General features: G+C 56.3%; 19 protein-coding genes. 11 read left to right on the forward strand and 8 right to left on the reverse strand.

Annotated elements, in window-relative coordinates; all coding sequences use genetic code 11:
• From AUQ41_RS15620 to AUQ41_RS15630, 3 genes are all read right to left on the reverse strand, one after another.
• Positions 1-3,192, reverse strand: coding sequence for an efflux RND transporter permease subunit (locus AUQ41_RS15620; protein WP_063089215.1), 3,192 nt, complete (start codon positions 3,190-3,192; stop codon positions 1-3).
• 2 nt (positions 3,193-3,194) lie between these two features.
• On the reverse strand, positions 3,195-4,361 hold the full coding sequence (locus tag AUQ41_RS15625; protein ID WP_063089216.1) for an efflux RND transporter periplasmic adaptor subunit: 1,167 nt from the start codon (positions 4,359-4,361) through the stop codon (positions 3,195-3,197).
• Between the two features lie 343 nt (positions 4,362-4,704).
• On the reverse strand, positions 4,705-6,816 hold the full coding sequence (locus AUQ41_RS15630) for a methyl-accepting chemotaxis protein (RefSeq protein ID WP_063089217.1): 2,112 nt from the start codon (positions 6,814-6,816) through the stop codon (positions 4,705-4,707).
• A gap of 370 nt (positions 6,817-7,186) precedes the next feature.
• Here AUQ41_RS15630 and AUQ41_RS15640 point away from each other — a divergent pair, with 370 nt between their 5' ends.
• Positions 7,187-8,095: an AraC family transcriptional regulator gene (locus tag AUQ41_RS15640; protein WP_063089219.1), complete on the forward strand. Its 909-nt coding sequence runs from the start codon at positions 7,187-7,189 to the stop codon at positions 8,093-8,095.
• A 66-nt stretch (positions 8,096-8,161) separates the two neighbouring features.
• On the opposite strand, the gene speB is transcribed toward AUQ41_RS15640, so the two are convergent.
• Entirely contained in the window at positions 8,162-9,217 is a 1,056-nt protein-coding gene (gene speB, locus AUQ41_RS15645) for an agmatinase (protein ID WP_063089220.1), read from the reverse strand.
• Positions 9,218-9,383: 166 nt separating this feature from the next.
• Here speB and AUQ41_RS15650 point away from each other — a divergent pair, with 166 nt between their 5' ends.
• The 3 genes from AUQ41_RS15650 to AUQ41_RS15660 all read left to right on the forward strand — a co-directional run bounded on the left by AUQ41_RS15650 (position 9,384) and on the right by AUQ41_RS15660 (position 11,662).
• Entirely contained in the window at positions 9,384-10,292 is a 909-nt protein-coding gene (locus tag AUQ41_RS15650; RefSeq protein ID WP_063089221.1) for a LysR family transcriptional regulator, read from the forward strand.
• 174 nt (positions 10,293-10,466) lie between these two features.
• Positions 10,467-11,336, forward strand: coding sequence for an AzlC family ABC transporter permease (locus AUQ41_RS15655; protein ID WP_063089222.1), 870 nt, complete (start codon positions 10,467-10,469; stop codon positions 11,334-11,336).
• On the forward strand, positions 11,333-11,662 hold the full coding sequence (locus AUQ41_RS15660; protein WP_044827231.1) for an AzlD family protein: 330 nt from the start codon (positions 11,333-11,335) through the stop codon (positions 11,660-11,662). Before AUQ41_RS15655 ends, AUQ41_RS15660 begins: the two co-directional genes overlap by 4 nt.
• A gap of 76 nt (positions 11,663-11,738) precedes the next feature.
• Here AUQ41_RS15660 and AUQ41_RS15665 read toward each other — a convergent pair whose 3' ends face one another.
• The 3 genes from AUQ41_RS15665 to AUQ41_RS15675 form a co-directional block, all read right to left on the reverse strand.
• Positions 11,739-13,334: a peptide chain release factor 3 gene (locus tag AUQ41_RS15665; RefSeq protein ID WP_008889778.1), complete on the reverse strand. Its 1,596-nt coding sequence runs from the start codon at positions 13,332-13,334 to the stop codon at positions 11,739-11,741.
• Positions 13,335-13,437: 103 nt separating this feature from the next.
• Positions 13,438-14,475, reverse strand: a complete 1,038-nt coding sequence (locus tag AUQ41_RS15670) for a permease (protein ID WP_063089223.1) — start codon at positions 14,473-14,475, stop codon at positions 13,438-13,440.
• Positions 14,476-14,525: 50 nt separating this feature from the next.
• Entirely contained in the window at positions 14,526-14,849 is a 324-nt protein-coding gene (locus AUQ41_RS15675; protein WP_063089224.1) for a helix-turn-helix transcriptional regulator, read from the reverse strand.
• Between the two features lie 161 nt (positions 14,850-15,010).
• Between AUQ41_RS15675 and AUQ41_RS15680 the strand changes: the two genes are divergently transcribed.
• From AUQ41_RS15680 to AUQ41_RS15705, 6 genes are all read left to right on the forward strand, one after another.
• Positions 15,011-15,343, forward strand: a complete 333-nt coding sequence (locus tag AUQ41_RS15680; protein WP_063089225.1) for a helix-turn-helix transcriptional regulator — start codon at positions 15,011-15,013, stop codon at positions 15,341-15,343.
• A 32-nt stretch (positions 15,344-15,375) separates the two neighbouring features.
• Positions 15,376-15,888, forward strand: coding sequence for an arsenate reductase ArsC (locus AUQ41_RS15685; protein ID WP_063089226.1), 513 nt, complete (start codon positions 15,376-15,378; stop codon positions 15,886-15,888).
• A 26-nt stretch (positions 15,889-15,914) separates the two neighbouring features.
• Positions 15,915-16,946 carry an ACR3 family arsenite efflux transporter gene (gene arsB / locus AUQ41_RS15690; protein WP_063089366.1) on the forward strand — a complete coding sequence of 344 codons (1,032 nt, stop codon included), beginning with the start codon at positions 15,915-15,917 and terminating at the stop codon, positions 16,944-16,946.
• A gap of 12 nt (positions 16,947-16,958) precedes the next feature.
• Positions 16,959-17,984 carry an ArsJ-associated glyceraldehyde-3-phosphate dehydrogenase gene (locus tag AUQ41_RS15695; RefSeq protein ID WP_063089227.1) on the forward strand — a complete coding sequence of 342 codons (1,026 nt, stop codon included), beginning with the start codon at positions 16,959-16,961 and terminating at the stop codon, positions 17,982-17,984.
• Between the two features lie 5 nt (positions 17,985-17,989).
• Entirely contained in the window at positions 17,990-19,216 is a 1,227-nt protein-coding gene (arsJ, locus tag AUQ41_RS15700) for an organoarsenical effux MFS transporter ArsJ (protein WP_063089228.1), read from the forward strand.
• Between the two features lie 341 nt (positions 19,217-19,557).
• Positions 19,558-20,328 (forward strand): PhoH family protein, encoded by a 771-nt coding sequence (locus AUQ41_RS15705; protein ID WP_008889771.1) that lies wholly within the window; start codon positions 19,558-19,560, stop codon positions 20,326-20,328.
• Between the two features lie 97 nt (positions 20,329-20,425).
• Here AUQ41_RS15705 and AUQ41_RS15710 read toward each other — a convergent pair whose 3' ends face one another.
• Complete coding sequence (locus tag AUQ41_RS15710; protein ID WP_063089229.1) at positions 20,426-21,445, reverse strand: cation diffusion facilitator family transporter; 1,020 nt, start codon at positions 21,443-21,445, stop codon at positions 20,426-20,428.
• Positions 21,446-21,669: 224 nt separating this feature from the next.
• Between AUQ41_RS15710 and AUQ41_RS15715 the strand changes: the two genes are divergently transcribed.
• Positions 21,670-23,652 carry a heme lyase CcmF/NrfE family subunit gene (locus tag AUQ41_RS15715; protein WP_008889769.1) on the forward strand — a complete coding sequence of 661 codons (1,983 nt, stop codon included), beginning with the start codon at positions 21,670-21,672 and terminating at the stop codon, positions 23,650-23,652.
• The last annotated feature ends 13 nt before the right edge of the window (positions 23,653-23,665 follow it).

Below are 23,665 nucleotides of genomic sequence, written 5' to 3' on the forward strand. Positions count from 1 at the left end.
TTATTTCGCACTTCCTTGAAGACCGCCACTTCCGGGCTCCGCCGCGACATGTGATGCTGCCTCGCCATGATCGGGAATGGCTTCGGCGGCGCGCAGTTGCGATTGCAGTTTCTTGCCGCCATCGGCACGGGCCGACACCAAGGGCGCCAGCAACAGATACAGCACCGGGGTCAGGAACAATGTAAAGACCGTGGCAAAGCCAAGTCCACCAAACACCACCCAGCCAATGGCCGCACGCGCCTCTGCCCCGGCACCAGTGCCAAGGACAAGCGGCAAGCCGCCCAGAACGGTAGAAATCATTGTCATCATGATCGGGCGCAAACGCACCATGGCGGCATCATGCACGGCATCACGCACGGATTTCCCGGCATCACGCAACTGATCGGCAAATTCGACAACCAGAATCCCGTTCTTGGCCATCAGCCCGACCAACATCACCAACCCGATCTGGCTGTAGATATTGATCGAGGTGCCACTCAGCGCCAGCGCATAGATCGCCGCCGCCAGACCAAACGGCACGGTCAAAACCACGACAAGGGCGGAGGTAAAGCTTTCGAACTGGGCGGCCAGAACCAGCAACACGACAAGAACGGCAATCAGGAAGGTGATCTGCACGTCGTTGGCGGTTTCGCCAAGGGCCGCCGCATTACCCAGGAACAGGATGCCGACACCGGGTGGCAGCAACTGATCACCGACCGTGTTCACATCCGCGACCGCCTCAGCCAGGGTATAGCCCGGTGCGAGGTTGGCTGAAATGGTCACAGCACGTTGTTGCCCTTCGCGTTCAAGTTCGGAGGCGACGGCTTCCTCGGTCAAGGTGATGACAGAGGATAATGGCAGGATGCGGCCATTGGTGCCGGTGACGAACAGGTTTTCGAGGTCCGACGGGTCATTGATGCTGCCCAGCGCACTGCGCAGCTTGATCGGGACGTTCTGGTCATCGACATTGATTTCGGTGACTTCGTATCCTTCGATCATCGCACGCAGCGTGGTATCAAGTTCTTCGATCGGGATGCCGAGATCAAAGGCGCGCTTGCGATCAATATTGACCAAAAGCTGCGGCTGGGTGGTTTGATAGGATACCCGAAGGCCGGTGAGGCCGGGATAGTTTGCCTCGATCTCCTGCTGCATGGCGCGGGCATTTTCGGCCAGCGTGCGATAGCTTGTCCCGGTCAGGGCAAATTCTAGTCCCTCGCCCGTGCCACCGCGCAAGCCGAGACTGTTAGGCTGCCAGACATAGGCCTGCACACCCGGCAGGGCATTCAGATCCCCACGTATCGACGCGGTAATTTCCTGCTGCGAGCGGCTCCGTTCTTCCCACGGTTTCAGCGGGGCAATCACAAGGGCGCGGTTCGGATCCCACAGGCCGACAATGGTGTAGATGTTATAGGCATCACCTGCTTCGACCACCGGGCGCAGGATGTCTTCAACTGCCTCGACCTGACGGTCCATATAGTCGATGCCGACCCCGTCCGGGCCGCGCATGGAAACAAGAATACGTCCGCGATCCTCATCGGGCAGCAATTCCTGCGTCACGTTGGTATAGACACCGAAGGCAAGCCCACCGGCAACGACACAAATCATCACGGTAATGATCGGGCTGCCAAGGGCGGCTTCGAGAATGCGGCGATAAATCCCGGCGCAGAAGAAGCCGAAACGCTCCAGCATGTTGGGGGCATCATCGGCCTTACCATCATGTGGATCGATATGTTTCAGGCGCGATGCCAGCATCGGACACAGCGACAGTGCGACAAAGGATGACACCACCACCGCAAAGGCCAGCACAAAACCGAACTCGCGGAACAGACGGCCAGCCGTACTTGGCAGGAAGGAAATCGGAACGAACACCGAAATCAGGGTTAGCGTGGTGGCGATCACGGCAAAGAACACCTGGCGCGAGCCAAGCACTGCGGCGGCCATCGAGCCCAGCCCCTGATGACGGCGGCGCTGAATATTTTCCAGCACAACAATCGCGTCATCGACAATCATGCCGGTTGCGAGAACAAGTGCAAGAAGGGTCAGGATGTTGATCGAAAAGCCCATCGCCCAGATGGCGGCAACCGTGCCGATCAGGGCAATCGGAATGGTGATGGTCGGAATAAGCGTCGCGGTAAAGGATCTGAGGAACAGATAAAGCACCCCGATCACAATCGCGATGGCAAGACCGAGGCTAAAGATCACTTCCCAAAGCGCGCCTTCGATAAAGACCGCATCATCGGAGTTCACGAAAACATCAAGGTCGTCATATTGATCGTTAAGGCGTTCAACGACATCGCGCACGCCATTGGAAATCGCAATCGTGTTGGATTGCGCCTGACGGGTAATACTCAGCCCGATCACCGTGCGCCCGTTCAGTCGCACATAGGATGTTGCATCATCCGGGCCATAATAAATATCGGCAACATCGCCCATCTGGACACCGTCGCGCACCAGCATCTGGTTCAGTCTGTCGACTTCCCAAACGGATGCATCGGCACGGACAAACAGTTTCTGATCGGATGATTCGAAACTGCCGGCGGGAATATCAAACTGGGCGGTACGCAGAAGGTCAGCCACATCCTGAACCGACAGGCCGTAACTTGCCATGCGGAGCGGGTCGATGCGCACATGCAAAACGCGTTCGCGATCCCCGTTGACCCCGACTTCCGCCACACCGGGCACAGACAGCAAGGACGGGCTGATCTGGTCTTCGACGATATTGGCGAGTTCTTCCTCGGTCAGGCTGTTGCTGACGACAGCAATGCGCATGATCGCACTGGCATCGGCATCGGCCTTGACCACGCGGACGTTTTCCACCCCGTCGGGCAGGCTGCGTTCCGCACGGCTGATGGCTTCGCGGATGTCGCTGGCGGCATCGTTGATTTCAACATCGGGGTAGAATTCGATGCGAATGCGGGCGTTGGCCTCTTCGCTTTGCGAACTGATTTCTTTGATGCCACTGACCCGCGATGCCGCACTTTCGATGATCCCGGTGACTTCGGAATCGACCGTTTCCGGCGATGCCCCGTCATAGTCCGCCGTCACGGTGATGGTTGGGCGGTCAACATTGGGCAGTTCGCGAATTTCGACACCGAGCATCGCGGCAAGACCGGCCAGGATGATCAGCATGGACACCACACTGATCAGAACAGGGCGTCGGATACTTAGCGATGCAAGATCGTTATGATCGTGATTTTCGGTTCCTGTCGTCATGATCAGGACCCCTCGCCAGCGCCTTCGCGGGTGGCAACGCCGCCCGCATCCGACGGCGCATTTTCAGGCGCGGGGTTATCGCCGCGAATGGTTGCCGAAACAGTCCGGCCCGGACGCAGACGCAAGACACCCTCGACCACGACCAGATCACCCTCGGCAATCCCGCCATCGAGAAGGATCCGGCCATTGGTCCGTTTCACGACACGGACGGGAACGCGCGAGACCTTGTCTTCATCATCGATCCGCCAGACATAGGTGCCTTCATCGCCCCACAGGACCGAAATTTCGGCAACTGCGGGATATTGTTTGCCTTCGATGTCGACATAAACCGCAAAGGACATCCCGGCAAGCAAGCGACTATTGGGGTTTGGCACCCGGGCGCGCACGGCAAAGGTGCGGCTTTCAGGATCAATACGGCTGCCAATAGACTCAACCACACCGGTGAATTCCTCGCCCGGCAGGCTCCAGGTTTCAACCCGGACAGACTGGCCGGGACGGACATTATCGAACCGTGTTTCGGCAACTTCGAAATCGACCAGAATGCTATCGATATTATCAAGCGTCACGATGGCGGTGGAACTGTCAACACGGTCGCCGGCCTCAACCTGCGGGATGCCGACGATGCCATCAAACGGGGCCAGAATGGTGCGATCGGCCAGATTGACCTCTGCCTGATCAAGGGCGATGCGGGCCTCGGCCAGGGCGGTGCGGGCACTGTCGACTTCGCTTTCGGCAACGGCACCCAGCGGGCGGGCCTTTTCATAGCGGGCAAGGAGTTGTTCGGCATCGCGGGCCTGAACAGCGGCAAGATCGCGGGCAAGGCGTTCGCGATCAGAGTCCAGAATGACAAGAACCTGTCCCTTGGTTACCTTGTCACCGGCGCGCACAAGCACATCTGCAACTTCGCCCGACACCGCCGGATAGATCGAAACACCCAGCGCCGATTTGCCGGTTCCGACGGCCTCAACCACGGTCTTTTCATCCATCAGGCTGGCATATTCGGCAATCACCGGAAGACTGCGTTCGCCGCCACCGCGCTGCCCGACACTTGCGGGTTGCGCATCGGGCGCGATCAACGCCGTGATGTCGTCTTTGGCAAAGATATAGGCAGAGGCCGCAACAACAATCAGTGCAACACCTGCGATCAGAAGCGTTGATTTACGCGCCATCACATTGATACTTCCAAGTCGGGCTGACCAAACAACCTTACTGCAAATGACACTGTTCCCGCGCCGGGAAAGTGCCGGTATTTCAATTCAGTACCGAATAGTAGGCTTTATGCTTTTGATGAAATACCGTTGCCCCGAACGATATTGCAACCCGCCAGTGAGAACCACACAAAAAGTGTATCAGAAACGTCGCAGTTTGTATCTTAACTGCTGACAAATCCTGCGTTTTGCGCCGATAGCACTGAGCTAATGCATTAGGCCTGCACACCCTCTATACGGTGTGCAGGCCTTTGTTGTTCAATTTTGAATTTTAGCAGTGAAACCGCGGACTGATGCCGACAAATCAGGCGGCACCGCGCTGTTGCGTTTGCGGGAAGACCACCAGATTGTCATCGTGCCATCTGGTGGCTTCTTTGGCGTTGTCGTCAGTGCCATCTGCGTCTTCGTTGCCAGCGGCAGAGGCCACCGCACGGTCAAGGGATGCTGTGAGCTCGGTCACATTGCGATCAACCTCGTCGGCACGACGATTAAGATCAAGGCTGAGCTTGCGGGTGACTTCGATGTCTTCGGATACCGCACCGATGGCGGTCGCAACATTGCGTACCGCATCGCCGGCAAGGGCGATGGCACCGGTAATTTCCTCGGTCTCGCGGCGTTGATGTTCAACGTCGCCTGCGACTTCTTCGGAAATAGACATCATCGACCGCACCGTGACCCCGACATCCTCCATCGAGGCAACACACCGATCAGTGACAGCGCCCATTGCGTTGACATGTTCGGTGATCTGTTCGGTCGCACGTTCGGTCTGGCTGGCAAGGTTTTTGACCTCTGCCGCGACGACGGCAAAGCCCTTGCCGGCATCGCCCGCACGGGCGGCCTCGATGGTGGCATTAAGCGCCAGCATGTTGGTCTGTCCGGCAATGCCCCGGATCAGGTCGACAATCTGTTCGATGCTGGTGGCAACTTCGCGCAGGTCATCGACTGCCTTTGCCGACTCCTCAGTCGAGCCGACGGCACTTTGCGCGATGTCGCGTTGATGTTCGACGCGGTTGGCGATTGAGACAATGGCTTCGCGCAGACGGTTGGCAGCATCGCCGATGGCATTGGAATGCGACTGGCTGTCGTGTGCGGCACTGGTTGCGGTTTCGGTTTGTCCGGTGACGCGTTCGGCGGCGGCGGCGACTTCGACCACGGCTTCACGCATACGGGTCACCTGATGATTGACCGATTTGACAAGACCGGTGGTCTCGCCCTCAATCGTTTCGGCCATCGCGCCAAGCGATGCACGTCGTTTTTCTTCCTCGATGCGCTGAAGCGTGATGCGTTCTTCGGCCATTTTTTCGATCTTGAGCGCGTTTTCGCGGAAGATCGCAACGGTGCGTGACATCGCCCCGAATTCATCGCGGCGCTTGATATCGGCAAGGGCGATATCGGTGTCGTTTTCACTGAGCCGCGTCATATCACCATTCACCCGACGCAGCGGACGCAGGATGCTCATCGCGATGCCAAGCGCCAAGGCAACCGCAATCAGAACCCCGATGGCGGCAACCACGATGTTTGTCAGGGCCGAGTTTTCCGACTGATTGTGGGCCGCCTCGACCAGGGCGGTTTGATTGGTCATGGCGTCTGTGCGGATATTCTGGGTGATGGTCTGGACTTCGCGGACGGCCGATTTGAAGTCGTCCATCGATTGACGGAACCCGGCGATGGAGGCTTCGAGCTGGTTCGCGCCTTGTTTTAGCAAGTCATTGTCGCGGATCGCGTAGGAGAACAGTTTTTTCTCGTTGCGCGTCAGGCCATCAAAGGACGCTTTGATTTCTTCCTGAAGATCGGTCAGGGCCGAGGTTTGCGAGCGGGCGGCATCAAGTGAGTCCGCGGTGCGCAGGATCGGGAATTGCAGGGAATTGACGATGGCCGCCAAATTGGCCGCGCCAAGTTTATCTGCATATTTCTCGGCGATCACCGGATCGCGTTTGGCGATGAAATCTTCAAGCTGGCTTGCGGATTTGCCAAGCTGATTGGCGCCAAGCAGCATGGTTTCCGATGCCGCCGACAGGTTTTCCGCCCGCAGCACAAGCGGTTCCAGCGTTGCGATGTAATCGGCACTGAGGCTTTCAAGCGCGTCTGCGCGGCCCGTATCGCCGTTTTGACGCAGCTGGGTGACAAGGGTGGCACCGCTTTGCTCGGCCGCCTGGCGCATGGTGGTGATGCCTTCGCGGTCAAGCGGATCAACCGTCTGGGCAAACAACAGGACCTGGTTGGAAAGACGTTCCAGACGCAGTGCATAGTCATTGGCAAGCCCGACCAGACCGGTACTTTTGGCAATGCGGTCTGCATGTGCGCCAAAGCCCAGAAGATAGGTTGATGACAGGGCAGACAGGCCAACCAGCAGAACAACCAGAACAAAAAAACCGGCGAAGATGCGCGATCCGATACGAATGCGATCAAGAAACATGGGACATCCAAACAGCAAAATTTACGTTTGGCGCGATTCATACATGGGTGCAGGACGCGGTTTTGTAACAGTTGGATGAAACCCGCATTTGTCGATCAAACAAGGTGCCGGATGGTCATTTGCGTTGCGCAAAACAACATTTCGGCCACCCGAAAATGTTCATATGAACATCGCATTATACAATTGGACGAAGGTCATTATCCGTTTCGAAGGGCTTCAAAGCGGCAGATTTCCAAAAATCGACTGCGACTCGACCATCCGCCGCAAGATTACGCAGGCGTCCGGCGATTTTTTGGAATGATGCCAACTAAAATGTCACGATGACAATATTGTACAAGCTGGCACCCGGCCTTGGCGTTATAATGGCCTGATGAACAATGCCGCGCGACAGAACACGGCAGCCCAGCGTCGCCAGACGTCATCGCGACCGGCGACCGGCCGCCCCCGCGAGATTGCCCGTCACTGGCGGGCAGCCGACGGCATTGATATGTTCGAAGCCGATTACAAGAATTTCTCTTTCCCCAAGCACAGCCACGATTATTACGCGTTTGGCACTGTCCTGAACGGGGCGGAGCGGTTTACGACCCGCGGGACAAATTATGTCGCCGCGCGCGGGCAGCTTTTGATGATGAACCCGATGCAGGTGCATGATGGTAGCCCGGCATCCGATGATGGCTATCAATACCAGATCATGTTCATCGATCCGAAGGTGTTTGGCGATCTGGTGACGGACCTTTCGCCCAAAAACAGTGGCCTGCCGTTTTTTGGCTCCTGTGTCGTCAACGACCCGGAATTGCATTTGCAACTGCAAGGCCTGCACCGCCTGTTTCGCCCGAATGACGATGGCAGCAACGGCAGCAACAGCCTTTTGGAACGTGACAGTCAACTTCTTTACAGTGCTGCCCGCCTTGCGCTGCGCCATGCCGATGCCCCGCCCTATCTGTATCAGCCGGGGTCAGAGGACAAACGTGTTCGGGCGGTGATTGACTATATGGCAGCACATCTGGATGCCAATATATCGCTTGATGATCTTGCGATGATTACCGGGCTCAGCCGGTTTCATTTGCTGCGCGTGTTTCGCGCGGCAACCGGGCTTCCGCCACACACCTATTTCAATCACATGCGGTTGCGGCGGGCCAAGCGGTTGCTGTTTGACGGCGCAAGCATTGCCGATGCGGCCGCCGCCACCGGCTTTGCCGATCAAAGCCATCTGAACCGGCATTTCAAGGCGATGTGGGGCGTCAGCCCCGGCGCGTTTATCGCAAGTCTTGATCCCTAAACCGGCGCAAAACTGACATCGCCTGCCCGTCATGTGAATGACGTGGGCAGGCGACATCAGTTGTATTTACGCGCCAGCGTCGCGGCGCTTCATCGCATCGACCACCAGACACAGTTCTTCGAACAGGACCTGTGCGGCGATATGGGCGGTGTTGGTGGTGGCATCATATTGCGGGGCGACTTCGACAACGTCGGCACCGACAAAATCAAGACCCTTGAGCCCGCGCAGGATCGCCAGTGCCTCGCGCGAGGTGAGGCCACCGACCTCTGGCGTGCCGGTGCCCGGTGCGAAGGACGGATCGAGGCAATCAACATCAAAGGACAGATAAACCGGGCCATCACCAACCACTTCGCGGGCCTTGGCGATCACGGCATCAATGCCCATTTTCGGTACTTCTTCGGCGTGGATCACGGTCATGCCGCTATCATAGGAAAATTCCCAAACATATTCCGACGCACCGCGAATACCGATCTGGATGGTGCGTTCGGGATCAAGGACGCCATCCATCACCGCCTCGCGGAACGGGCCGCCATGATGGAAACGCGAACCGTCATAGGCACCGCAGGTATCGCAATGGGCATCAAGATGGATCATGCCAACGGGGCGATCCTTACCCACCGCCTTCTGGATCGAATAGCTGATCGAATGATCACCGCCGACCGCAATCGGAATAACGCCTGCGCCGACAATCTTGCTGAAATAGGCCTCGATATCTTCGTGGCAGCTTTCAAGCGAATAGCGGCTTCTGAACGGGACATCGCCAATATCGGCAATGCGCGCCATCGCACCCGGCACCATGCGCAGGACATGTTCATACGGCCCGATGCGTTCGATATTGCGCACCGCACGTGGGCCCAGACGGGCACCGGCACGGTTGCTGACACCAAGATCCATCGGCACGCCGACAAGGGCGATATCAAGCCCGGCAAAATTCTCGGCATCGGCATCGGCGGCAAAAGGTGCATCGAGGAAAGTCGGCACCCCGGCAAACGGCCATTTGCGCCCGCCACTTTCGGAAAATTGCGATGCAGCGACTTCGCGGAAATGCGGATCAAAGATGTCGGCACCCTTGGCGTTGCCGTATTTTTCACGCAGTTTTGCAAGCTTGTCGTCTGTGAACATGGGACCTCCTGAAGTGGCACATCGGTTCGATAAAATCTGAACCAATGGCCGAATGTTTTTGTTGGCCCGATCAGATCAAATTGCGCAGCAGTTAAAAATCACGTATTTCTGAACTTTACTTTGGCATTCCTCAAAGTAATGACCGCTCACCCATGGACGCCGCCCGATGATCACGGAACAGGCCGATCTCAAGCTTTTGCGTATCTTCCTGACCATTGTCGAGGCCGGGGGATTTGCCGCGGCGCAAAGTGATCTCAATCTGTCACTTTCAACAATTTCAAGCTATGTCACCACCCTTGAAACACGGCTTGGCTTTACGCTTTGCAAACGCGGGCGGGGTGGTTTTGCCCTGACACGCGAAGGCCAGGTGGTGTTTGAAGAAGCCCACCGGCTTTTCAAATCGGTCGCGCAATATGAAACCAAGATGCGGGCGCTCCGTGACAAACTGAGCGGCACACTGACCATTGGCCTGACCGACAACACCATCACCGATCCGGGGGCACGGCGGATCGAAAAGACCATCGCGCGGTTTATGGAACGCGCACCGGATGTAACGCTTAATGTCGTGACCTATCCGCCCAATGATCTTCTGCGTGAAGTAGTGACCGACAATATCCAGATCGGCATATGCAGCTTCCCGAAAACCGTGCTGGGTCTGCGCTACATCCCGCTTTATGACGAGATCCACCGGTTCTATTGCGGGTCAGACCATCCGCTTTTTGCGCTGGATGATGCGGACATTGATATTGATGAAATCCGCCGTTATCGCCTGATCGGGCGGAAATCCTGGCTGGGTCGCGACCTCAAGGAATTCGCCATTTCGCGCCCGCATGCGACCGTCTCGGACATGGAGGCCGAAGCACGCCTGATCCTGTCAGGCGCCTTTTTGGGCTATCTGCCCGAACATTACGCCAGGCAGTTTGTCGAGGCCGGGCGCATGCGCATGGTCCTGCCGGATCGGTTGAAGGTGAAAGTCACCTTTCAGGCAAGCCTTGATGACAGCAAGCAACCCGATCCGATCACCAAGCTATTCCTTGATATGCTGATCGCCGATTTTGCCACCGAACGGGCCTGAGCCGCAGTCCCAAAACCAACATCAACAACCGATAGCAATATCGTCCAATACCGCCTATTTGATATCGGGCAGTATGGCGCCTGAAATGATGGCTCCTCGCCCACCCGTTTACGCCCATGAAAGTGCCGGTCGCCCGAAACGAACCGGCACCAACAACCACAGGAAACGTCGGAAATGTCACGCCCCGGACAGACCGAAAGTCAGACCGAGAACCAACCCCAAAATCAGCCCCAGAGCCAACCCGAGATCGGGCATTTCGACGCGGACACCATCCGGCGCGGTGCCCTTGCCTGCCTGCCGCTTTTGCCCAGCACCATCATCTTTGGTGCGGTGCTTGGTGTGCTGGCCGCACAGCGCGGATTGTCGCTTGGCGAGCTTCTGTTCATGAGCCTGGCCGTGTTTGCCGGATCGGCACAGTTCGTCTCCGTCGATCTTTGGCGCGAAACCATTCCAAGTGCGACCATCATCATCGCAACGGCGGTGATCAATATGCGCTATATCCTGATCGGGGCGTCACTACGCCCGGTGTTTCGCGGTCGTCCACTTTGGGTCAAGGTGACCGGCATGCATATGGTCGCCGATGAAAACTGGGCCGTGTCGATGACGCAAAAGGATTTGGCCAATCCGGGCTTCTTGCTGGGCGGCGGAATTTTCCTGGGTGTGGTCTGGGCGACCGGCAATACGGTGGGCTACCTGCTTGGCGGGGGTATTCCCGACCCGGAGGTTTATGCGCTTGATTTCGCTTTTACTGCCGTGTTTGCCGCACTCACCATTGGTATGTGGAAGGGCAAGGTTGACCTTTTGCCATGGATTGCCGCCGCGATCGGATCGGTTATTGGCCATTACACTTTGCCCGGCACCTGGTCGATCCTGGCTGGTGCGGGTGCGGGTGTCCTTGTCGCCGCCCTGACTTGGCGCGAAGACATGGATGATGACAGCCTTGAGGCTGAATTTGCCGTTGAAGGCCGGGATGCTTATGGCGCGCCGGAAGGCACAAACGCCGCCAAACCTGCGACGGAGACTGCAATGGAGACGGGCCAATGACCCAATTCCCCGATCTGACAAGTTTCAGCCTTGAGGCCGTTCTGACCATCCTTGGCATGGCGGCGGTCACCTATGGCATGCGTCTGGGTGGGCTTTTGATGGCGGACCGTTTGCCGCAACATGGCCGCTGGGCGCATGTGCTGGAACGCCTGCCCGGTGCGGTTTTGATTTCCGTCTGGGTGCCAAGTGCGCTTTCGGCAGGTGCGATTGGCATTGCCGGGGCGGCAGCCACCGTGATTACCATGGCGGTTGCGCGCAACCTGTTTGCCGCCATGGCCGTGGGCATGGTTCTGGTCGGTGTTGGCCGCTATTTCATTGGCAACTAGACAACCGCCGAAACCACACAAAGAAAAAGCCGCCCTCGGATGAAGGCGGCTTTTTGCATCTGGGTACGTGCGAAATTTACGCCGCAATCAGGTTCTGTTCGCGGGTGGCTTCGAATTTGAGGTTCGGCCAATCGCGTTGTGTGGTTTCAAGATGCCAGGCGTTGCGCGCAATAAAGACCAGTGTTTCGTCATGGTCTTCGAACAGCGCCGACTGGTTCGCATCCCGGAATTTCTTGATTTCAAGCGGATCATCGCCCACCACCCAGCGGGCTGCATAGGCAGGCGTCGGTTCGAAATGCACCTTGATGCCGTATTCGGCCGAGATGCGTTCCTTGAGAACCTCGAACTGAAGCTGACCGACTACGCCAACGATCCAGTCCGCACCCATCATCGGTTTGAAGACCTGCGATGCGCCTTCTTCGGCAAGCTGTTCAAGTGCGCGCTGAAGGTGTTTGCCCTTGAGCGGATCATCAAGACGGACTTTTTGGAGCAATTCCGGTGCAAAGGCAGGAACACCCCGGAAGCGAAGGTCTTCGCCCTCGGTCAGGGTATCGCCAATGCGCAGCGTGCCGTGGTTCGGAATACCGATGATATCGCCCGGCCAGGCTTCTTCGGCAATGTCACGTTCATTGGCAAAGAACAGCATCGGGTTATGCACAGCCATCAGTTTGCCTGCACGCACATGCTTGAGCTTCATGCCGCGTTTGAAATGGCCAGAGCACAAACGAATGAAGGCAATACGGTCCCGGTGGTTCGGGTCAATGTTGGCTTGCACCTTGAACACGAAGCCGGCGACCTTTGGCTCGACCGCCTCGACCAGACGCGTTGCCGCTTCTTGCGGACGCGGGGTCGGTGCGATTTCGCCAATGCCGCGCAACAATTCACGCACGCCAAAGTTATTGACCGCCGACCCAAAGAAGACCGGGGTCAGATGCCCTTCACGGTAGCTTTGCAAATCAAATGGCGGGCAGATTTCGCGCACCATTTCGACTTCTTCGCGCAGCTTTTCCAGAAGGTAATCCGGGATCAATTCATCAAGCTTAGGGTCATCAAGCCCCTTGATCGGAATGGCTTCCTTGACGACGTTGCCGCCTTTTTCCATGAACAGAAGCTGATCATTGACCAGATCATAACAGCCATGGAAATCACGACCCGAGCCAATCGGCCAGGTAACCGGCGACACATCAAGGGCAAGATCCTGTTCGATCTGATCAATCAGTTCGAACGAATCCCGTGCTTCACGGTCAAGCTTGTTAACGAACGTCGTGATCGGCACGTCACGCAGACGGCAAACCTCAAACAGCTTGCGCGTCTGGGCCTCGATGCCCTTCGCTCCGTCAATCACCATGACAGCCGAGTCAACGGCGGTCAGCACGCGATAGGTATCTTCGGAAAAGTCTTCGTGGCCCGGCGTATCAAGCAGGTTGAAGATGTTTTCTTCGAACTCGAACGTCATAACCGCGGAGGAAACGGAAATACCGCGATCCTGTTCGATCTTCATGAAGTCCGAACGGGCACCCTTTTGTTCCTTTTTCGCCTTCACTGCACCAGCCATCTGGATGGCACCCCCGAAAAGAAGCAGTTTTTCGGTCAGGGTGGTTTTACCCGCATCCGGGTGAGCAATGATGGCGAAGGTACGGCGACGCGATACCTGCTTGTCAATCATCGACATGGTTATCAACTTTAATCCGATATGAATTTCTTGGCGCGCAATGTAGCGATTTTTAACGTCATTGCCACCGTGAAATCATCATATCGGACATGAAGCGGGCGGTTTAACCCAGCCAGGCTTGCGAAACAACACCAATTACGAACGAACCGACCAGCGCATAAACCAGATACAGCGCAAAGACCGGCTTTTTGACCAGCGCAAAAACGGCAATCGCCGCCGGGATCGACGAAACACCACCGGCCACCAGAAACGCCATCGCCGCCCCGGATTGCATGCCCTGCGATATCAGGCCTTCCATGATCGGAAGCGCGGCATAACCATTCAAATAGGCCGGAACCCCGACAAGGGTGGCAATCGCAATCGGGCCAATCCCGTCACCGCCAAGCAATCCACTGACATTTTCAGCCGGGACATAGGCGACCATGATGCTTTCAAGCAGGAAGGCAAAGGCGATCCACTTGCCCAAAAAGATCATGTTGGCAATGGCGGACGATCTGAACTTTTTGATCCGTTCATCATTGTGCCAGAACTTCCAGACAACCGCCTTGTGTGAACGAACCTTGGCCCCGCCGCAGCCACCATTGCCCACCCCGTCACGTAACGGATCGGCAAGGAAGCCCCGCGACCCCAACCATAGGGTAACAAAGCCACCCATCAGACCAAGACCAATCGCCGAGATCATTTTAATCACCGCGAATTCGGTCCCAAGCGTTCCCGCAGTCAGAACAAACATCGCCGGGTCAATCACGGGTGAAGCCAACCAGAACGCCATGACCGGTGCCAGTGGAACCCCCATGGCAAGCAGGGCCGCGATCAGCGGGATCACCCCGCAGGAGCAAAATGGCGACAGTGCCCCAAAGGCCGCAGCGGTAAACACCATTCGCACAGGCCGCCCGGCAAAGGCGCGCGAAATCAGGTTATCGGCCCCGGTTGCCGTCGCATAGGCGGCAATACCGATTGAGAGCACCAGAAACGGTGCCGTGCTTACAAAGGACTCAGCCGTGAACTGCAAACTTGGGACAAATTGCGGCGCGTCAAAGATAAAGATCACGGCAAGGATGATGCAGGCTGCCAGCAAAACCCGGTCTGTTTGACGGGCAGAAGTGCCGATGCGGCGCAATTGAAATGTCAGGGCACTCATATCTATATCCCTAGAAAATTAGTTATATTGATCCAAAAAAGAGGCCTGACCTAGCAGGCCTTTTCCGTTTCACCGGCGACATCAAGATCGACACCGCTGCAGCATTCATCGGTGATGAAGCCGACAAGATCGCGCATGACATCGAAATCCGCCCGATTACGGGTTTCGCGCCCCAGTTTTTCCTGTTTGACCAGACCAGCCTGAACCAGGGTGCCCAGATGATGGGAAAGGGTCGAAGCCGGAAGGCCAAGCACCCGCCCGATATCGCCGATATTAAGTCCCTCGTCCCCGGCCTTGACCAGCAGACGGTAGATTTTCAGACGGGCTTCGTGGCCTAGTGCGGCAAAGGCCGGTGCAATGGTTTTTTCGCTCATGCCGCTATTATAACTATATTTCTAGTTATTTAAATACATTTTCAGAAAATCCCGTATCTGGCTGATTCAAATATCCTTTTTGGCATCAGGCTTGAGCATGATCACCACTGCAATACAAATGTCACTTGCCAGCACCGATATATGTCGATATTTCCCGACATATGGAAACAAAACACGCAATCAGCGCCCTTGGCGCCCTGGCACAGGAACACAGACTGGCAGCATTCCGCTTGCTGGTCCGGGCCGGGAATGACGGTATTGCTGCGGGCGAACTGGCCCGGCAGATATCCATTCCGCACAACACCATGTCATCGCATCTGACAACCCTTAGTCAGGCCGGGCTGATTACCAGCACCCGAGAAGGCCGGTCGATCATTTACCGGATCGTTCCCGATGCGATGCGCGATCTTCTGGGGTTTCTTGCCGATGACTGCTGTCATGGCCGTCCGGAACTTTGCGGGATTGTTCGGGCAACAAACGACGACTGCTGTTAGCTCACAACGCCTTTTACAGAGGACGAAAAGACATGTCTGGTGGTACCTATAACGTGCTTTTCCTGTGCCGTGCCAATTCGGCACGCAGCATCATGGCCGAGGCCATCTTGAACAAAGAAGGTCACGATCATTTCTTTGGCTATAGCGCCGGATCACACCCGCGCGGCGAAATACATCCCTATGCGCGTGACCTTCTGGAAAGTCTGGGTCATGATATGACGACACTGTCCTCCAAAGACATGGAAACCTATTCGGGTCAGGATGAAATCAAATTTGATTTCGTCTTTACGGTTTGTGACGCCACGGCCAATGAAGACTGCCCGATTTTCCCCGGTTCGCCGATGACCGCCCATTGGGGCGTGCCCGATCCGGCGGAGGCCGAAGGTTGCGAAGCAGAAAAACGCCTGGCGTTTGCGGAAACCTATCGCATGTTGCGCAACCGGATTTCGATCTTCACCAGCCTCCCGTTCAAGTCGCTTGACCGGCTGTCGCTTCAAAATGAACTCGACAAGATCGGGCAAATCTCAACCAGCGAGGAAGCATGAGCGACGCCAACAATGAATCTGCACCAATGAACTTGTTTGAACGTTTTCTGACCATCTGGGTTGCGGCAAGTATCGTGGTCGGCATCGTCTTGGGCGAGATGTTCCCCGGCATTTTTCAGGCGATTGGCAATCTGACCGCCTATGAGATCAATCTGCCAGTGACGGTACTGATCTGGCTGATGATTGTGCCGATGTTGATGAAGGTCGATTTTGGCGCGCTTCACGAAGTCGGCCGGCAATGGCGCGGGATCGGTGTCACGCTTGGTGTGAATTGGCTGATCAAGCCGTTTACCATGGCCGCCCTTGGCTGGTTGTTTATCGGCTTTCTTTTCCGTCCGCTTTTGCCCGAGGCACAAATTGAAAGTTATATCGCCGGTCTTATCCTGTTGGGGGCAGCCCCCTGCACGGCGATGGTGTTTGTCTGGTCGCACCTGACCAAGGGGGATGCGAACTTTACGCTGACCCAGGTGGCGCTGAATGACACGATCATGATCTTTGCCTTTGCGCCGATTGTGGCCCTGTTACTCGGTATTTCGGCAATCACCATTCCGTGGGAAACGCTGACCATTTCGGTTGTGGCGTTTATCGTTATTCCGGTGATTGTCGGTCAGATCATTCGAAATCGCGTCATGAAAGGCGGGGTCGCAGCGTTCAACAGCTTTGATGCGAAGCTTAAACCCGTGTCGATGATTGCGTTGCTCAGCACGCTGGTTCTGCTGTTTGCCTTTCAGGGGCAGCAGATCATTGCCCAGCCGATGATCATTGCCCTTCTGGCGGTACCGATCATTTTGCAGACCTATTTCATCGCCGCCATCGTCTATGTCGCCAACAAGGTGCTGGGTGTGGAGCATAAAATCGCCGCGCCGTCTTCGATGATCGGGGCCTCGAACTTCTTTGAACTGGCTGTGGCAACCGCCATTGGGTTGTTTGGCTTTTCATCGGGGGCTGCACTTGCCACCGTGGTTGGTGTGCTGGTTGAAGTGCCGGTGATGCTGTCGCTTGTCGCGATTGCCAACCGCACCCGTGGCTGGTTCACCCCATCGAAACTTGCAAACTAACGGAGCCCTGTTATGAGCCGCAAAATCCGCATTGGCATCAATGGTTTTGGCCGCATGGGCCGTCTGGTTCTGCGCGCAGGATGGGGTCACCCGGACCTTGAATTTGTCCATATCAACGAAATCAAGGGCGGAGCTGTTACCGCGGCCCACTTGCTGGAATTTGATTCGGTCCATGGCCGCTGGGGCAATACTGTTGCCTGCATCGATGATCATGTGGTGATCGATCAGACGCACAAGATCAGTTTTAGCGAAAATGCCACCCCCGGCGAGACCGACTGGGTCGGCATGGGATGCGACATTGTTCTGGAATGCACCGGCAAGTTCAAAACGCCCGAGACATTGCAGCCCTATTTTGATCAGGGGGTTAAAAAGGTCATCGTTGCCGCCCCGGTCAAGGAAGGCGCGCTTAATATCGTCTATGGCGTGAATGACGATCTTTATGACCCAACCCAGCATCACCTTTTGACCGCGGCGAGTTGCACGACCAATTGTTTGGCGCCGGTGGTCAAGGTCATGCATGAAAAGCTTGGCATCGTGCATGGATCGATCACCACCATTCATGATGTGACCAACACCCAGACGATTGTTGATCTGCCGCACAAGGATTTGCGCCGTGCGCGGTCGTGCCTGCAATCCCTGATCCCGACCAGCACCGGGTCGGCGACCGCGATCACGATGATTTACCCGGAACTCAAGGGCAAACTGAACGGTATTGCCGTGCGTGTCCCGTTGCTGAATGCATCGCTGACCGATTGCGTGTTTGAAGTCGCCGAAGACACCGATACTGAGACCGTCAATCGCCTGATGCGTGAGGCATCTGAAACCTATCTTGCCGGTATTCTTGGCTATGAAGAACGCCCGCTGGTCAGTGCCGATTACCTTAATGACAGTCGTTCTTCGATTATCGATGCCGGGTCAACCATGGTGATCGACAAGCGGCAGGTCAAAATTCTGGCCTGGTATGACAATGAATGGGGATATGTCTGCCGGATGGCGGATCTGGCGGCCAAGGTCGCGCAACACCTTTTGGGGAAATAGCAAAAATGTCGGCCGCAATCCGCAACTATGCGCTGGTCACCGGGGCCTATTGGGGCTTTACCCTGACCGACGGGGCGCTTCGTATGCTGGTGCTGTTGCACTTTCATGCGCTGGGCTATTCGGCATTTGAAATCGCGTTGTTGTTCATTCTGTATGAAGTGGCAGGCATCGTCACCAATCTGGTCGGTGGGTGGCTGGCGCAGGCACGCGGATTGCGCTTTACCCTTTTTGCCGGGTTGGCATTGCAAATCGCATCCCTGACCGCCCTTTCATTTACCAATCCCGATTGGCTTCCCGCGATCTCGGTTGCTTATGTCATGGGACTTCAGGCGGCATCGGGGGTCGCCAAGGATCTGACCAAGATGTCGAGCAAATCGGCGATCAAGGTTCTGGTGCCCGCCCATGCCGAGGGGGCGCTTTTTCGCTGGGTTGCGCTTTTGACCGGATCGAAGAACGCGCTTAAGGGTGTGGGCTTTTTCATGGGTGGTGCGTTGCTGTCCTGGCTTGGTTTTTCAGGTGCACTTTTGGCGATGGCGGCGGGTCTTGCGCTGACCCTGATTGCGGTTGCGATATCGCTCGGCTCTGCGATGGCCGGACCAGCCGGTGCGATGAAGCCGAAATTTCGCGATGTCTTTTCACGCGATCGCAAGATCAATGTGCTGTCCGCCGCCCGTCTGTTTTTGTTTGGATCGCGCGATATCTGGTTTGTCGTCGGTTTGCCGGTGTTTCTGGCGTCCGAGCTTGGCTGGGGCCATATCGAGGTCGGCAGTTACATGGCGCTTTGGGTGATCGGATATGGCTTTATTCAGGCCATTGCGCCGAAGATGCTGCGTGCGAAAACCCGCGAACCGGATGGCCGAACCGCGCAAATCTGGATTGCCACCCTTATTGCCGTGTCTGCAGCTATTGCCATCGCCATCACACAGGACTTTGCCCCGGAACTTGCTGTTCTGGGTGGATTACTTGTGTTCGGGATTGTCTTTGCGATCAATTCATCGCTGCATTCCTACCTGATCCTTGCCTATGCCGAGGGCGACAAGGTCGCGATGAATGTCGGGTTCTATTATATGTCGAACGCCATCGGACGATTGACCGGAACGGTGCTTTCGGGGGTGGCCTATCTTTATGGCGGATTGGTCGGATGCCTTGTGACATCAATCGCGTTTTTAACGCTCGCCTGGGTGATCAGTGCCGCCCTGCCATCGCGCTCAGCGACACCAACGCACGGTTGATTGGAAAAAAACTTCCTTCGCAGATGCGGGATAAATACCTGAAAAGACTCATAAAGCGAATTCATGAAACTTTAATCGCGCAAAAAGCCGTGACAAGACACTGCATATGGGGGTACGATTCCAATTAACGGTCAATAACTGGACCGCAGGAGGAGTTCCCGAGTGCCGCGAAAAAGCGTCTTAAACCGAGAATTTTCGCCCCCCGGATCGCACATGCAACATGCTGTGACCGGCGGAAACTCCTACCGCCACTTCCATCGTAAGATGAAAATTGAATGCGCGCCTTTCCATAACGGAATGGCGCGTTTTGCTTTTTTGGCCACTTTGTTGAGGTGATTGTCATGGGTAAGCGCGCAGCACGTCGTCGTAACCGTCCGCAGCAGTCTAATAACAATGTTCATGAACTGTTTGATGAAAACAATGCTGATTGGCACCCGCTTGGCGGGTCGGATCAGACCGGAACAGAACAGAAAGGACAACGCGATCAAAGCTACCGCCGCAACATCCGCCCAAAAAGTGAAAACCAGGCAGCCCTGATGGATGCCATCGACAATTACAATCTGGTCATGGCCCTTGGCCCGGCCGGCACCGGCAAGACCTATATCGCTGTATCCAAGGCAGTCGAAGCGCTTGATAACGGCGACATCGCCCGCATCGTTCTGGCCCGCCCGGCGGTTGAGGCCGGGGAAAATATCGGCTTCCTGCCAGGCGACGTCGAAGCCAAAATGGCACCGTATCTGCGCCCGCTTTATGATGCGCTCAATGATCGTCTGGGGGCCAAGCGCCTTAAGACTTATATCTCGGACGGCACGATCGAGATTGCACCGATCGGCTATATGCGGGGTCGCACACTCAACAACGCCTTTGTGGTGATCGACGAGGCGCAGAACTGCACATACGGACAGCTTAAGATGCTGGTCACCCGCCTTGGGTGGAACTCCACCATGATCCTGACCGGCGACCCGGACCAGACCGACCTTCTGCCGGAAATGTCGGGTCTTTCGGAAATGTCCGAACGTCTTGAAAATGTCGAGGATGTCGCCTGTGTCCAGCTGCGTGACAAGGACATCGTCCGTCACCCGCTGGTCGCAAGCATGTTGACCGTTCTTTAGGTTTCAACACAGCAAACTGCAAAAACACTGCATAAAACAAAGGCGGGCCCGAAAGGGTCCGCCATTTTTTGTGGTCATCGTTGAAACCGGTTGGCGCCTAGCGCCCCATGGCCGCGACTTCGCCGCCACTGTTATTGACCGGAATATCATGTTGGCCTGCACGTTTGGCACGACCGGTGTGCCAGAATTCCGGGTCTTCGGTATAGCCGCTGAATTCATCAAGATGGATGTCTTCGGGCGGTTCGGGATGAATGGTGATGTCGAGATCAGGATATTCGGCACGGATGCTGTCCATCACCTGATGGCAGATGGTGTGCGATTCGCGCATCAGCATGCCGCCATCCATGATCAATTCGATCTCGGCAAAACGATGCACGCCCGATGAACGGGTCCGAAGACGGTGGATACCGATGACATCGGGGTTTTTCATCGTCAGTTCGATGATGCGCTGGCTATCAGATTCGGGAAGTTCCGCATCCATCAACACCTTGACCGAGGTCCGACCAACCTTGACCGCGGAATAGAGCAGGAAGATCGCAACCAGCCCGCCAATCGCCGGATCGGCCCAGGCAAGGCCCGACATCCCGCCAAACAGGGCTATCATCACCGCCAGATTGGACAGGATATCGCTGCTGTAATGAAGCGAGTCCGCCTCGACCGCGGCCGAGCCTGAAATCCGCACCGCCTTGCGTTGAAGCAATACCAGCCCAATGGTCATGATCAGCGAAACGCCCATGATCCAAAGGCCTTCAATGGCAAAGGAAATCGGCATGGGTTCGGTGATGCGCGATGCCGCCTCTGCCAGAACCAGGATCGCAGCCCCAATCATGAAGGCCGATTGGAACAGCCCCGCCAGCGGTTCTGCCTTACCATGGCCAAACCGGTGATCGTAATCCGCCGGACGCCAGGCCGACCGCACCGCCATGAAGTTGATCACAGAGGTACCAACATCAAGCATGCTATCAATCATGGAAGATAGAAGGCTGACGGAATCGGTCAGGAACCAGCCGACAGCCTTGATCAGGATCAGTGTCGCAGCAATGACAATGGAGGCCGTCGTTGCACGACGCGCCCAAGTCTCTTTCTGTGCTATGTCAATGACGGGACATTGACTCATCAGTTGTCAACCTCTGGCCTACCAATACGCTTACTGACCACCGTTTTATAGCCTGTTTGCGTACAATATGTAATGTCTATTGCCATATTTTCGCCCGTCCTAGGGCAGCAAATAGCGCATATTTGATATTCCGCAAGGTTTCCAAGCCTTTTTAAAGGGATTATATGTCGCATCCGGGCACATAATTGATACTGTAAAGCCTGCTAGGGACGAGAAACGATAATATGATTGTAGAGATCGGACATTACGCGCTGATACTGTCATTGGTGATGGCAGTTGCCCAATCCACCGTACCGTTTCTGGCGGCATCGCGGCGTGACGCCGCACTTCTGGCCGTCGCACCAAGGTTGGCTTTGGCCTGCTTTGCACTGGTCGCTGCAAGTTTCCTTGCGCTGACCTATGCCTATGTCAGTTCCGACTTCTCGGTCCTCAACGTTCTGGCTAACAGCCATACATCCAAACCGATGATCTACAAGATCACCGGCGTTTGGGCCAATCACGAAGGATCAATGCTGCTTTGGGTGTTGATCCTGACCCTGTTTGGCGGCGCGGTTGCGGCATTTGGCCGCAATTTGCCACCGACATTGCTGGCGCGCGTTTTGGGTGTGATGGGGCTGATTGGGGCTGGCTTTATCCTGTTTATTGTTCTGACCTCGAACCCGTTTGAGCGCGTCTTGAACCCACCGCTGGATGGGGAAGGCATGAACCCGCTGTTGCAGGACCCGGGCATCGCCATTCATCCGCCGTTCCTCTATCTCGGCTATGTCGGCTTTTCAGTCGCCTTTGCCTTTGCGGTGGCAGCCCTGATTGAAGGCCGGGTTGATCCGGCCTGGGCACGTTGGGTGCGCCCCTGGACGCTGGCAGCCTGGGTATTTTTGACCGCCGGCATCGGGCTTGGTTCCTGGTGGGCCTATTACGAGCTTGGCTGGGGCGGCTGGTGGTTCTGGGACCCGGTTGAAAACGCATCCTTCATGCCATGGCTTGCGGGAACCGCGCTTTTGCATTCGGCCATCGTAGTGGAAAAGCGTGACGCGCTTAAAAGCTGGACCATTTTCCTGGCGATCCTGGCGTTTTCCTTCTCGCTTCTGGGGACCTTCCTTGTGCGGTCGGGTGCGCTAACATCGGTGCATGCCTTTGCCACCGATCCGACGCGCGGGGTGTTTATCCTGTTCCTGCTGTTCATTGCGGTTGGCGGGTCGCTAACACTTTATGCCTGGCGGGCACCGACATTGAAGGGCGGCGGGTTGTTCCAGCCGATTTCGCGCGAAGGGGCGCTTATTTTTAATAATGTCCTTTTGTCGATTGCCGCCGCCATGGTGTTGCTTGGCACGCTTTATCCGTTGCTGCTTGAAACCCTGACTGGCGAAAAAATCTCGGTCGGGGCACCGTTCTTTAATGCGACCTTCGTTCCGATCATCACCCCGGTGATTGTCGCGATGGCCTTTGGGCCGTTGATGCCGTGGAAACGTGCCGACCTTCTAGGCGTGTTTAACAAGCTCAAGATCGCCCTTGCTGCTGCCGCCGTTGTCGTGCTGGTGACACTTTGGCTTTCGGGTGGCCCGGCCTTTGCCCTGTTTGGGATGGGGCTTGCAGCCTGGCTGTTTGTCGGATCGATCCTTGAATGGTCGGGCCGCATCAAGCTGTTCCGTGAGCCAATTGGCACCAGCCTGCGCCGCATGCGCAACCTGCCGCGGTCGGCCCACGGGACGATGCTGGCCCATGCCGGTGTGGCAATCGTGGTGGCCGGTATCACCGGATCGCAGGCCTGGACCGAGGAAGCCGTTCAGTCACTTGCCGTTGGCGAAAGCACCGAACTTGCCGGGCATACCTTTATCCTGTCTGGCATCCGTGAATATCAGGGCCCGAACTATGCCGCCCGTGAAGCGGAAATCACCATCACCACACCGGGCGAACGCACCGTTGTCCTGACACCGGAAAAACGCGTCTATACGGTCGAAGGCATGCCAACGACCGAAGCCGGCATTCAATCAAGCTTCACCGGTGATATCTATGCCGTGATCGGCGATCAGGATGAAAGCGGCAAATGGATCACGCGGTTTTACGTCAAACCCCTGATCCCATGGATGTGGTTTGGTGGGCTTGTCATGGTGTTTGGCGGTTTGATGTCACTTTCGGATCGTCGTTATCGCATCGGTGCACCGACCCGTTCCCACAAGACTGCCGCCAAAGCAGTGCCCGCAGAATAAGCCAAGGACAGGA

This window comes from Thalassospira sp. MCCC 1A02898 (assembly GCF_001618185.1).
GTDB lineage: Bacteria > Pseudomonadota > Alphaproteobacteria > Rhodospirillales > Thalassospiraceae > Thalassospira > Thalassospira tepidiphila.